The 12752-nt window shown below is 38.9% G+C and carries 12 protein-coding genes and 2 pseudogenes; 1 reads left to right on the forward strand and 13 read right to left on the reverse strand.

Going from position 1 to position 12752, the window contains the following annotated elements:
- Positions 1 to 10 precede the first annotated feature (10 nt).
- The 3 genes from SALPA_RS02240 to SALPA_RS02250 form a co-directional block, all read right to left on the reverse strand.
- A complete protein-coding gene (locus SALPA_RS02240; RefSeq protein WP_145089233.1) occupies positions 11 to 1069 on the reverse strand; it encodes a 3-methyl-2-oxobutanoate dehydrogenase subunit VorB in 1059 nt (352 codons plus the stop codon).
- A gap of 15 nt (positions 1070 to 1084) precedes the next feature.
- Positions 1085 to 1288, reverse strand: a complete 204-nt coding sequence (locus SALPA_RS02245; RefSeq protein ID WP_145089236.1) for a 4Fe-4S dicluster domain-containing protein — start codon at positions 1286 to 1288, stop codon at positions 1085 to 1087.
- A 130-nt stretch (positions 1289 to 1418) separates the two neighbouring features.
- The gene (locus SALPA_RS02250) at positions 1419 to 2762 is read right to left on the reverse strand and encodes an acetyl-CoA hydrolase/transferase family protein (RefSeq protein WP_145089239.1); all 1344 of its coding nucleotides are present in this window, start codon (positions 2760 to 2762) and stop codon (positions 1419 to 1421) included.
- A gap of 807 nt (positions 2763 to 3569) precedes the next feature.
- On the opposite strand from SALPA_RS02250, the gene SALPA_RS02255 reads away from it, so the two are divergent.
- Complete coding sequence (locus SALPA_RS02255; RefSeq protein WP_145089242.1) at positions 3570 to 4262, forward strand: FadR/GntR family transcriptional regulator; 693 nt, start codon at positions 3570 to 3572, stop codon at positions 4260 to 4262.
- A 234-nt stretch (positions 4263 to 4496) separates the two neighbouring features.
- On the opposite strand, the gene panB is transcribed toward SALPA_RS02255, so the two are convergent.
- The 10 genes and pseudogenes from panB to SALPA_RS02290 form a co-directional block, all read right to left on the reverse strand.
- Positions 4497 to 5330 (reverse strand): 3-methyl-2-oxobutanoate hydroxymethyltransferase, encoded by an 834-nt coding sequence (panB, locus tag SALPA_RS02260; RefSeq protein WP_145089245.1) that lies wholly within the window; start codon positions 5328 to 5330, stop codon positions 4497 to 4499.
- Positions 5331 to 5432: 102 nt separating this feature from the next.
- Positions 5433 to 6341: a ketopantoate reductase family protein gene (locus SALPA_RS02265; RefSeq protein ID WP_145089248.1), complete on the reverse strand. Its 909-nt coding sequence runs from the start codon at positions 6339 to 6341 to the stop codon at positions 5433 to 5435.
- Between the two features lie 30 nt (positions 6342 to 6371).
- On the reverse strand, positions 6372 to 7058 hold the full coding sequence (locus SALPA_RS02270; protein WP_145089256.1) for a cyclase family protein: 687 nt from the start codon (positions 7056 to 7058) through the stop codon (positions 6372 to 6374).
- A gap of 1075 nt (positions 7059 to 8133) precedes the next feature.
- Positions 8134 to 8452 (reverse strand): annotated as a pseudogene (locus SALPA_RS30705) (IS3 family transposase); the annotation flags it as partial.
- 18 nt (positions 8453 to 8470) lie between these two features.
- On the reverse strand, positions 8471 to 8650 hold the full coding sequence (locus tag SALPA_RS29465; RefSeq protein WP_222427831.1) for a hypothetical protein: 180 nt from the start codon (positions 8648 to 8650) through the stop codon (positions 8471 to 8473).
- A 56-nt stretch (positions 8651 to 8706) separates the two neighbouring features.
- On the reverse strand, positions 8707 to 9339 hold the full coding sequence (locus SALPA_RS02275) for a cyclodeaminase/cyclohydrolase family protein (protein ID WP_145089259.1): 633 nt from the start codon (positions 9337 to 9339) through the stop codon (positions 8707 to 8709).
- 91 nt (positions 9340 to 9430) lie between these two features.
- Positions 9431 to 9586, reverse strand: coding sequence for a hypothetical protein (locus SALPA_RS28135; RefSeq protein ID WP_186450869.1), 156 nt, complete (start codon positions 9584 to 9586; stop codon positions 9431 to 9433).
- A gap of 219 nt (positions 9587 to 9805) precedes the next feature.
- A pseudogene (locus SALPA_RS29470) lies at positions 9806 to 10014 on the reverse strand (LexA family protein); the annotation flags it as partial.
- A gap of 477 nt (positions 10015 to 10491) precedes the next feature.
- Positions 10492 to 10947, reverse strand: coding sequence for a ferritin family protein (locus SALPA_RS02285; protein ID WP_145089262.1), 456 nt, complete (start codon positions 10945 to 10947; stop codon positions 10492 to 10494).
- A gap of 754 nt (positions 10948 to 11701) precedes the next feature.
- Positions 11702 to 12640 carry a ketopantoate reductase family protein gene (locus SALPA_RS02290; protein WP_145089265.1) on the reverse strand — a complete coding sequence of 313 codons (939 nt, stop codon included), beginning with the start codon at positions 12638 to 12640 and terminating at the stop codon, positions 11702 to 11704.
- Positions 12641 to 12752 lie beyond the last annotated feature (112 nt).

The raw sequence follows: 12752 nt of genomic DNA on the forward strand, positions 1-12752 counted from the left end.
TATTTGCCCCCTATCCTTGTATTAATAATTTAACAATTTGTTCATAAACATCTTGCGGACTCATCATCATACCACCAGTACGTCCCAAAAAATGCACCGGCTTGGAACACTTTATTGCAAGATTAACATCTTCAACCATTTGTCCAGCACTTAGTTCTATTGTTAAAACATCTGATGCGTGATTAACCGCTTTCGCTAATGCCTCTTTCGGGAAAGGCCACAAAGTAATAGGACGGAATAAACCTACTTTATATCCATTTGAACGAGCCATTTCCATTGCTGAATAAGCAATCCGTGACGATATTCCGTAAGCGACGAGTACTAGATCAGCATCGTCAGTTAAGGTTTCTTCCCAGCGAACTTCGTGCTTTTGAAGCATTGCGTATTTTTTTTGTAGCTCATTATTTACATTTTCTAGTGCTTCAGGTTGAAGATAAAGAGTATTTATCCTGTTAGGTTTATTCCTGTCACCTATCCCCACTGTAGCCCATGGTTTATCAATTGGTATTAACCGGAGATCATCAAAGCCAACGGGTTCCATCATTTGTCCAAGGGCACCGTCGCCTAAGATCATTACCGGATTTCGGTATTGGTCCGCTAAATTGAAAGCAAGCACAGTTAATTCGGCCATTTCCTGCACACTGTTTGGCGCAACTACGATACAGTGATAATCACCGTGGCCGCCGCCTTTAGTTGCCTGAAAGTAGTCTGCCTGCCCAGGCTGTATGCCGCCGAGGCCCGGTCCACCTCTCATGATATTTACAATTACGCAGGGTAATTCACCAGCTGCAATGTACGAAATTCCTTCTTGCTTAAGGCTTACTCCCGGGCTTGACGAAGAAGTCATTACTCTAGCACCGGCTCCTGCCGCACCATAGACCATATTAATGGCGGCTACTTCGCTTTCTGCTTGTACAAATACACCTTCAACCTGCGGTAACCGCTTTGCCATATATTCAATTAGCTCAGACTGCGGTGTAATTGGATAACCAAAATAGTAGCGGCAACCAGCGATAACAGCAGCCTCACCGATCGCTTCGTTACCTTTCATCAATATCTTTTCTGACATTTTTTCACTCCCATTCTACTTATGAATTTCAATTACTACATCTGGACAGGTCTTTGCACATAACGCGCAACCTATACAATCGGAAGCATCAGGGCAAGATGCGGGATGGTAGCCTTTGGCATTAAAATCTGAAGACATAGCAATAATGTTTTTGGGGCATGCATCCAAGCATAATTCGCAACCTTTACATCTTTCTACTCGAAAAATTGGTTTTGCCATACTCTTTCCCTCCTTAAAGATAATAGAGCTTTCAAAAACGCGAAAGCATTCATTATAGTTAAAGGCTGTGCCTTTAAACTTTGGAATTAAAATTCCCAGATCTCAATCAGGTAAATATTGAACCGCATGGTCAGGATATTTTATTGGTCTTGCACCATATTCCTAGGCGTTCGGCTCCTTTAATTAATTCTTCACGAAAGTCGGGGTGAGCGATATTAATAATCCGCTCAGCCCGTTCCCAGGTAGAGCGTCCAGCCAAATCTGCCATTCCCCATTCAGTTACCAAATAATGTCCCTGTGTGCGCGGGTTTGTTACCGTCGTACTTGTCGGCAGGCTAATTTGTACCCTGGATTTAGCTGTTCCGGTCTTTTTATCCGTATATTTGGATGTAAAGCAAATAAAGCTTTTACCACCTTTCGACATGTATCCACCGGTCAAAAAGTCCAATTGCCCACCAGTGCCGCTAATCTGGCGACTCCCGGAAGATTCCGAGTTGATTTGACCATATAGATCGACTTCAATGCAGTTGTTGATTGTTACTAGGTTGTCATTTAAAGCCATGACATGTGGATCATTCGTATAATTAATGGGGCAAGAGGCCAGCCCTAAGTTATCAGTTACCCATTCGTATAAATTCTTACTCCCGAGGCAAAAAGAAAATATACTTTTGCCCTTATCGATATTTTTAAGTTTATTGGTTATTTTACCGGCTCGTGCCATCGTCATATAAGCATCTACTAACATCTCTGTATGGATGCCTAAATCTCTTAAATCAGACTCGGCAATCATTGTGCCTACTGCATTAGGCAATGCACCAATACCGAGTTGGATCGTCGATCCGTTTCGAATTTCGTTTACTATATATTGAGCAATTTTTTTATCGGTTTCAGAAACATCTACCGGGTTAACGACCGGCAATTCCTGGTTGTCGCCTTCAACGATGTAGTCCACGTCACTTATATGAATGCAATGCTCAGACCCACAGGACACAGCCGGAAGGTTCTCATTAATCTCAAGGATTACAGTTTTAGCTCGCTCACATATAGCTTTAGATGCTGAATTAGTAAGTGAAAAACTAAAATAACCATGCTTATCCATAGGACTTACGGCAAACATTGCCACGTCAACTTCTAAGCTTTTGCGGTAATATAACGGCATATTGCGATAAAGCATTGGGATATAATTGCAAAGTCCTTGATCACTTAATCTTCTTTCGTATCCAAGCTGATGCCAGCTATTGTAAATAAAATGTTCTTGCAAAGGATCAGCTGTGACTATTTCTAATGGCTCCATTATTACGCCACCTCTTACCTTTACGTCCCTTAATTCTGTTTTACGTGTCGCCAAAGCCTTGTCAAGTAGTATGGGCCGCGCTAATGCGAAGTTATAGTCCACCCACTCTCCAGACTGAACAACCTGTACTGCTCGCTCTGCTGAAACCAATTTAGACTTATATTCTTGTAGTAAATCCACAATCTTGCCTCCACCCTGATTTCTTATAAGTAAAATAGATATTATGATAATATCATCATACCATTAGACTAATAATCTGTCAATTGCGAAATATATTATGATATTATTTTTAATATTTAAAGGTACTTCATCAGATATGAATATGTTTCAGATAAGTAAGGCTTACCTCTACTAAATAAACTAGTACCTTGTCAGCTCTAAAACAGTAGAATAATGGCGAGTCTATTTTTCGCAAGGCAGGCGCAGGAAGAAGGCATATCGGGAGTATTCCGACTGATGACAACGCGAGCTTGCGGAAAATAAACCGTCAGTATCCACTGGATTGGAGCTGACAAGGTACTAGTTTGAAGTTCATCTAAACCATCTATCAAACAATAAAAAAATGCGATTAAACCGGACAAAATGCCGACCCGGCATTTGCTAAACCATTCATTGACCCCGTAGACGCTGCCATTGCTTTAGACGGAATATCATGAAATATAAAAGTATTTAGTATATAATAGTTTATATAAAGGTGATAGCAAGATAAGAATTATATGGAAAAATTTGAATTTAATATTCAAAAGTAAATTTTTTAGTCACTTTTGATCGTTCAGCAAATACTTTTGTACTGCTAACCCATATCTACCAGTAGAGAGAACTTTTTGAAAAGACCATCTGGTTATAGTGATTGTAGATTGATGACCTGCAATTCACATTGTTTTGAGTATGAACAGCGAACTCTACCGATTGAGGCATTGTATTTGCTGAGTGGCTCAGACTTTCACTAACACAAAAATTCATTTACATTCAGATTGGAGATCGAGTATGGAGGAAAAGAAAACTATAGCTCAACAAATTGCTGTTGAGTTATCTAAGCAAATTAATGATGAAAAATATAGTTTAGGTGAAAAACTTCCTACCGAGAGAGACTTAGTTGATGAATTTAATGTAAGCCGAAACACAGTGCGTGAAGCAATTAAAATATTGGCTACGAAGGGCATTGTAACGGTAAAACATGGTTCTGGAATCTACGTTCATGATTCAAAATTAAATAATGTTTCCGATTTCGATAGCTTGAAGGAACATTCCTTAGAATTAGATAGCATATATGAATTTAGAATGATATGTGAACCTGAGATAGCAAGATTAGCTGCTATAAGAGCAACACCTGAGGAAATTCAACAAATATTAAAATGTGCAGAAGAAATTGTTAAATTAGTGAATTCAGATGAGCTTTTTTACAAAAAGGATGAAGAATTCCATTGTCTAATAGCAAATGCTTCTCATAATAACGTTTTTATAACGCTATCGCCTTTAATAATGTCATTTGTAATTACTGGTATCCTTATTTCTAATGCAAATGGTGGTGCTCAGATTTCTAAGAATAATGCCCGTGAAGGACATTTGGCTATAGCAAAATTTATTGAAGCCCGTGATGAAATTGGTGCATATTCAGCTATGCGAATGCATTTAGGAATAAACCAAAAGTTTATTAGAGAAGTGATTAATCTAAAATAGGCTAAAAACGCCTGAGGCCATACCTCACCAAGCAGCTCATTTTTTGAATTCGCTGACCCTATCGGAGTAGGTTATGGCCTCAATTTGCTTACACATTTTATAACATTATCAGACCAGCTCTTGGCTGGGTTCTCTTAATACATTTTTCAGGCAATTTTTGTATTGGTATTATGATAAGATTATTGACGGCTGGCGCTGTAGAAAGCAGCGCCAGCTATTATAAGATAAAAAATTTTAATACAACTTGGGAATTTCAACATCCTTATTGAAACTATATTCAGCAGAGGGGAAACTTCCATTCAAAGTTTCCTCGTGGAATAAGTTTAGACCATCGACCATAGCTTTACGGACCTGCGCAAATTGTTTTACAAATTTAGGTTTAAAATCTCCGTACATACCTAGTAAATCTTGTGTTACCAGTACTTGACAGTCAACATCGGGACCTGCCCCAATACCAAGGACCGGAATTCTAAGCTCTTTTGTTAATTCTTTAGCTACAACACTCGGAACACATTCAACCACAATAGAAAACGCGCCGGCTGCTTCGATAGCTTTGGCATCTTCTATAAGTTTGCGAGCACTCTCAGGGGTTCCGCCCTGGACCCTAAATCCGCCAAGTGATGTGGACGTCTGAGGAGTCAGACCTATATGGCCCATTACCGGGATTCCGGCCTTTACCATCTTGGTAATGGTGGGAGCCAGGTCGACACCGCCTTCTAGTTTGATACAATCGCAATTGGTTTCCATGAGCATACGATTTGCACTTGCAATAGCTTGCTCAGCACTAACATTGTAGGAGCCAAATGGCATATCCCCGACGATAAATGTATTGGGAGCTCCTTTAACTACGGGTTTTATATGATGAATCATATCTTCCATAGTAACTCCAACTGTGCTACTATACCCCAACATAACCATTGCCAAAGAATCACCAACCAGAATAACTTCGCAATTACTTTCATTGACAATTGATGCAGTGGTGTAGTCATAGGCAGTTACATATGCGAACTTACGACCTTCGTCCTTATAGTTTTGAAAATCTAAAATAGTCATTTTCTTTTTTGACATAATATTACTCCTCCATATAGTTGTTTTTATGATAATCACCTTACATGATAAATCTCCAAATGCATCATTTTTTATTATTACATTTTTAACTTTGTATGATTATTATCTTCCCTGTCTTGTTAGTATCAGATTGGTGATAACTTCATTTGCCGGAGTTGGAATACCGAGTTTTTTACCTTCTCTGACAATTGCCCCATTTATTGAATTAACTTCCGTAACCGACCCACGCTCGATATCCTGATACATGGAAGCCTTGTTTTGGGCTGTACCATAACAAACCTTCTTTACATATTCATGAATGTCTTCAACATCAAATTTTATTCCTAATGCCTTGGCAACTGCAGCGCCTTCATCAACCAGCATTTTCTGAACCGCTGCTGCCGGAGCAAGTTCCGGTATTTCTCCATTTTTTCTTAATGTCAGCGCGCCAATTGCATTAATTCCTACATTAACAAGGAGTTTCGTCCATATAAGACTCGTTACATTATTGGAAATTTCAACTTTGAAACCTCCATTTTCTAAATCTTTTGCTATTTTTTCAATTCGTTCCGTGATACCTCCGTCAATTTCACCAATATGAATTACGCCCATTGATGACTTGACATAGCCGGGTTTAACAACAGTACTTCCAAATGTAGTAGTACCAGCTATCACTCGTTTTGGGTCTACAATTTCTGAAATTGTCTCGACATTTCCAACTCCATTTTGCATCGTCAAAATCAAGGTGTTCGGACTCATAACTTTAAGACAGTCTTTTGCAGCCTGTATATTATCATAGGATTTGACTGCATTAATAATTAAATCTGGGACTCCACCATCTTCAATATTATCAGTAATTTTTATATTAAGAATTTTTTCACCTTGACCATAATCAATGTGCAACCCATTTTCTTTTATTGCTTTGATGTAATCTTGTTTCACTTCAACAAATGTCACATCTTGCCCCGCATTACATAAAACAGTTCCAAATATAGAACCTATTGCTCCAGTTCCAACAATCGTGACTTTCATGTTATCTTTTCTCCTTTTAATTGCCTACCACTATTCAATTTCTGCGACAATGTTTATGACAGTGCCATCCCTATCTTTTAATCTGAGCGGAGTGGCAAAAGCGGAGATAATCTTTTTGCCGATAATCGGTTCCGGATTGTAGTCTTCATAAACGAGAATAGTTGGCTGAGGAAATGTAACCGGGTTAAGAAATGCATTATGTGTTTTGAAGCCGTCCTTGATCCCATTCGGGATATTTTCAATACTCAGTGAATCAATAGCAACAGCTTTCACTTTAGGCAGTTCTTTGCGGATGAACTCAGCGGCTTCGGGCGAACAAGTCGGAAAATCAGTACTATAGGTTTGGAAATCACGTTCTCTATACTTGTAATAACCAGTATTGAATAAAAGCATATCCGCCTCGTAAAGGGCTTCACCTGCAGCCTTGAGTTCATCAATTGAAATCAAGTGATTGGGTTCACACTTGGCATTGATAACCAACGGCTTTTTATAGACAAAATTTTCAATTGGAATTTTATCAATGCCTACTCCTTCTGAACAATAATGCCAAGGCGCATCCACATGCGTACCGGCATGGGTATAAATTGTAAATATAGTGCCATTCCAGTAATCACCCCTTTCGATCTGTTCTTTCGGTGTCAGTTGCGGTTGTGGTACAACCGGGTGTACAGGCATTCCTTCAAAAATGGGATATCCTAATTCTACATATTTACTCATAAATTTATCATCCCCTCAAATATTTATAGAGTTTTGTCATGAGCAATTGGATAATCTCTAAGTCCATTTTTCCTTTCATCATGAATTGGCGAATAAACAATACTCAACATGAAGAAAGAAAAATATCCCCTCCTTTACAGAAAATTTTATTTTTTGTCCTCCTTTCTTTGTAATTTCGGAATATAACTGAAGGCAAAATTCAAACAAATTAATCATTCAAACATCAGCAACTGAAATTTCACAAAGATATAACTACTGTGGCCACATTGAAGTGGCTTTTTTGTTTTTTGTTGAACGGCTTATCAAATATGTGGTTATACCAATTTTAGTTCAGTAAAAATATTGATAAAATATTCAATCTTTTTCATCGTATCACAATTTTTAATAAATTGGAAGTACCAATTTATTAAATTCTTCGGTTTTCGGTATATGTGGTTGTGCCAATTTCAATTTAACAAATATATATTATAGAATGATAAAATATTCAACATATTTTACAGTTATTTCATTACAAATTTTAAGTAAATTGGAAGTATCAATTTATTTACTTTTAGGTGCCTTAATTCTGTTTTCGTGCGCCAAAGCCTTGTCAAGTAGTATAGACTGCACTAATGCAAAGTTATACTCCACCCACTCTCAGACTGAACAACCTATACTGCTCGCTCTACCGAAACCAATTCAGACTATACTCTTGTAGTAAATCCAAAATCTTTCCTCCATCCTTATTTCTTACAAGTAAAAATAACTAATATGATATTATCATCATATCATTAGACCAATAATCTGTCAATTATGAAACATATTATAATATTATTTTTACAAAACTAATAACGTAATAAAAAAGACATTAGTAGCCCTATGTCACAAGAGGGATTTACTAATGCTTTCTTTTTATAAAATAAATAAATCGTAAATTGTGAATATACCGGGCCGAAATATGCATGTTGACCGCGCGAATTGAGCATACGAATCGCTGAGATTATGCATGATGGCCGCGCTGGTTAAAACTGCCCCGTTGACTCTTACAATTTAACCAGTTGAAGAGAATCCGCTTTGCCTGATAATAAAATTAAGCAAGATATGTCAAATCACTGACAACAACAGCATAAGGAGCTTGTCCGTTAAATTCTCGGTTTAATTCATTTTTAATCGGATCTTCATTACATTTTTGTTTGCGGTTTAAATTGAGCAACTGTGCATTTCGAGACTAAACCAAGCTTTTTCATGATTCTTCCGATTCTCCGGCGAGATACCTGTCAGTTTGATTTTTGTAATTCTTTCTTGATTTTTCTGGTTCCGTACACATCGTGATTATGATGAAAGATGGTCTTAATTTTACTTTCTAACTCAGATTCATCCACTTTTACGGTTGCTTCATAATAATAAGTACTTCTTGTAGCCGATCCAGTCTTCTAACATTTATCATCAAAACGGTCAATCCTCAATAGTAAGGAAACAAAGCATCCCCTTGTATCTATTGACAAATCATAGGAAACGGCAGAACCGTCACCTTGTATCCTCCTCAGTATCGGCTGTCCGGCAGTAACTAGGCCAACGAGAGGAACCGGAATAACCGTTTTTTGTCGCCACAAGGCTTCATTAAATAAATGGCAGCATTATTGCTACCTATATATTTTTTAGCAATTAATCATCTTATTAAAATTCGCTTAGCTGCTTCCGCAGAGATTTTCTCTTTCAATACTTCCGCCTGTTCTTTTATATGAGCGTTAATAGTGAGAATATCTTTAATAAAAATGTAGTCCTTAATTGAGGAAAGATTTATTTCAACTGTAACCAAAGCAGAATATACTCCGGCATACGCCAACAAACCGCATGCTAACGATTCACTAGCCGCATTTGGGTTACCGAACTGAACAACATCAATTGCATATTTCATAACCTGAAGGCAATTCTGCCCTACCGAGAGTGAAAAACGTGCAGCTTCCTTAGTCGCTTCTTGCACAGTTTGGTTCCTAATTTTAATCTCTGCTTCATTACTTTTTGGAAGTTTGTAGGCGTTGACAATTCCTATATAAGAATAACCGTCCCCATCAACACCACGTAATAACTCTTCTTTTAATCTTGTACCTTCTTGTTTAAGTTTTACAATGGACTCTTGCTCATTTTTGAACTTTTCTTTACCTTCCGTTAGGCTACACACCATTAAACCCAAACCAGCCCCTAATGCACCGGCTAAAGCAGCTACCCCACCACCTCCTGGCATAGGCGAATCAGAAGCAAGATCGTCCACAAAGTCGGTTATACTCTTATCTATCAGCATTTCTTTTCACTCCCTTTTACGTATCTCTTTGAACCTTACAGTAGCCCTTTGCAGTAAGCAAAGAGCTACTATAAAATCGGCTATGACTTTTTTATTTCCCAACGCATCCAATCTTTCCGGACTCTTGAGCAACTGCTACTATAGTTGCGTTTGCGCCACATTTGGGGCAAGTTTCAGGTTTTTTCCCATCCTCCTCTAACTCAAGAATCCAACCACATTCAACGCACTTATACATCATATCAGCCACAACAAATTCCTCCTTTGTAATATACTTACATTTGTAACTATTCTTCGTTAATTTCAATTGTCCTTTAAGTTTTCTAAATGAATATAGTATACATAGCAGCCGACAATTATTTAGAAAAGCTTTTTATAATTGGACCAAAAGCCAAAAAGCTCATTTATATAGTGTAAAGTATAGCGATCCGTGCAAAAATGCACTCCCGTTGACAAAAAATCGACTAAAATCAATGGCTCGTGGTTTAGTGGGATCGCGTTTTATATGACCTAACGATTCTAGCTGAGTCAGATAGGAATGCACGGTAGAACTACTGCTAAGGCCAACGGCTTCCCCTATTTCACGGACAGACGGTGGATAACCTTTAGCCTGAGAAGGTTTTCTTTTATATGATCGAGTATTTGTTTTTGCTTTTTATTTAGTGAACTAACAGTCATTTGCACACCACCTCTATACTTGTCTTCCTTTGTCCCCGTGAGTTACACTCTCGATAATCGGCAAAACAAATTAGTAAAATTTCGTTGTCAGGCGGAACCGTCCCGATTGGCACCGATTGGTAACGGCAAAAAAATCAATCATAAAACTTGGCGGCACACTATAATCGAATCATCCGCCAAGAAAAAATGGGGCTGATCGCCAATTGAACTTTAGTGCGACAGCCCCTTTGTGGTATCTTTTATTTTCGTCAAATTACTGCTGAGTAAATTTCTATGAAACTGGCGGTTATTAAAGGGCTATATTGACCGATTGAGCATAAGTTTTCTTACCTAGTGTAAAGGTGCGCATTCTGATTTGTCTGGGTGACCGCGCCCTCACACTGCTCACTTATCTGGCCATGCAATTGTCCGGAAGTTCACTTCCGGACAATTGCGCCCCTAGCAGAATTAACTATTTTTCGCCATTACCAGCGATTATTACCATGATTCCGGAAATGCCATATTGGTATATAGCTCTTCCAGCTTTGTTTTGTGACCTTTTTCCATTAAGGACAGATCTTCAAATATTTTCTTCTGGCCGGGATCACTGCTTGCAGTGGCAAATTCTGAGTACATTATCATTGCCTCTTCTTCATTTTTCATTGCTAAAGCAACAGCATCAGCTGGCCGCATGTCTAAAGTCAGTTTCGGTTTTTCAACGCTTTCGGAAATTGTATAGTTAGCACCTTCATAAAAATGAAGGGCACTAATATCTCTGTTGAGAAAGCCTTCTAGTGCCTTCTTATGCCCTTGTTCTTCATCGGCTAATTCACGAAAGAGCTTTTTCTGAAATTTATCGGTAGTTTTTTCGGACACTCCTTTATAATACTCATATGCCTCCCCTTCATTACTAATTGCTAAACTCAATATTTTTTTATACTCTTCCTTTGTCATGTTAACACTCCTCCCTAAATTAAAATATGGTTAATATATTCCATATATTAACCCCAATCCCTTTAATACTTAGTGATTTTTTTAACTTTTTTAAATGTTCGACTACGTTTAAAGAATAGTCCTTAATTTCATACCCAATCCCAACGGCTTGATGTCCTAAAGAAATCAAAATATGAGGTCGCTCCCAAAGCTATCTAGAACAATATCCAACTCTAATTTTAGTCCTCTATTGCGCCAGATGGCTGAACAAGAACTATATGACTATCAAAAAGGTAAGCTTGCTGACATCATTTTCGGCAACCACTGAAAAGATCACTAGTATTACCAAAAAAGTCCACTATCTCTTTTCGCCAATAAATAGCTTATTTCCTTTCACTTTTTCGAATGAACGAGAATATTAACAGAAACCATCGTAAATCCTGTCAAACCTCAATAGTAAGGAAACAAAGCATCCCCCTTGTATCTATTGCCAAATCCTTGGAAACAGCAGAACCATCACCTTGTATCTTTCTGACGGTTATTTAAAGAATCATTAACCGCTTCGAGTATATGCTATTACCTTGAATAGCAGTAGTCCTGTCTCCTTCTAGCACTCATGAGCGGTCAATCCTCAATAGCAAGGATACAAAATCCCCGTCACCTTGTATCCTCCCTTGAAATCCTTTATGTTTCGTGACAAAAAAATCGCTTAGGTAAAATCTAAGCGATCAGAAACACTTTTCTTAATGTAGCTGATTTAACCTTGTGTCGCGTGTTAGTATTGAAACTCATAACTTTCTTCAATAATTTTGACAAACCGAGCCACATATTCGTTGGCCGGGGTTGGCACACCTAACTGCGCCCCATAGGCAGCAATTGCTCCATTGAGGAAATCAATCTCGGTTTTGCGCTTGTAGCGAATATCCTGGGCCATCGACGGCAGATGCTCTCCGGCCCGTGCCACCGAGGCCACCATGTCAGCCATAAGTGCGGCATAGTCCAGCTGAATTCCCTTCTGTGCCGCCACAGTAACTACCTCTTGGGTAATTTCCTCCACCAGTTTCATTCCCAGCGGATGGTTAAATAAACTCTTTACGTTTATCCGCAGGATGGCGCAGGGTCCGTTTACGCACGCATTGATCACAGCTTTTGCCCAAATATGCTTCTGAACATTCTCCGTAAACTCTGCTGCGATCCCGCCGGCATGAAAATGAGCAACCATGTTTTTTGCCGCTTCCTCAGACCCCCGCGTCTTATCCACACTGCCGAGAACAATCGCTGTGCCGGCACCAACATTGGCTTTTACACTTCCCGGTGCTGTTAAGGTTCCGGTCATCCACATGACGCCCTGCATAATTGGTTTGTGTGGAAACATTTCTTTTAAGATATCTTCATTGCCAAGCCCGTTTTGCAGCGAGCATACAATAGTATCTTCCCGAAACAACCCTTTCGCTCCATTCACCGCAGCCACGGTATGGAAGCCCTTAACAAGAATAATCACGACATCAGCCGGACCGGCCTCTGCTGGATTTGCGCAAGTTGCCAACTGTACGGTTTCGTTTTGGTCAATCATTTGAAGGTGCAAGCCCTCGTGCTTAATTTTCTCCATATGTTCCTGATACGGGTCGACCAGGATAACGTCCTGTCCGCCTTTTTTCAATACTGCGCCAATGATACTCCCCATGGCGCCTGCGCCCAATATTGCATATTTCACAATAATCCCTCCAGTAAGTGTCTTGGTTTTAACAGGATTTTTTATTCTTAAACTATCTTCCAGCCTTCCACCTGCAGAGTTTTTATACTAAAGAAACTTTGCACTGTAATAA

This window comes from Sporomusa sp. KB1, assembly GCF_007830295.1.
Taxonomy (GTDB): Bacteria; Bacillota; Negativicutes; order Sporomusales; family Sporomusaceae; genus Sporomusa.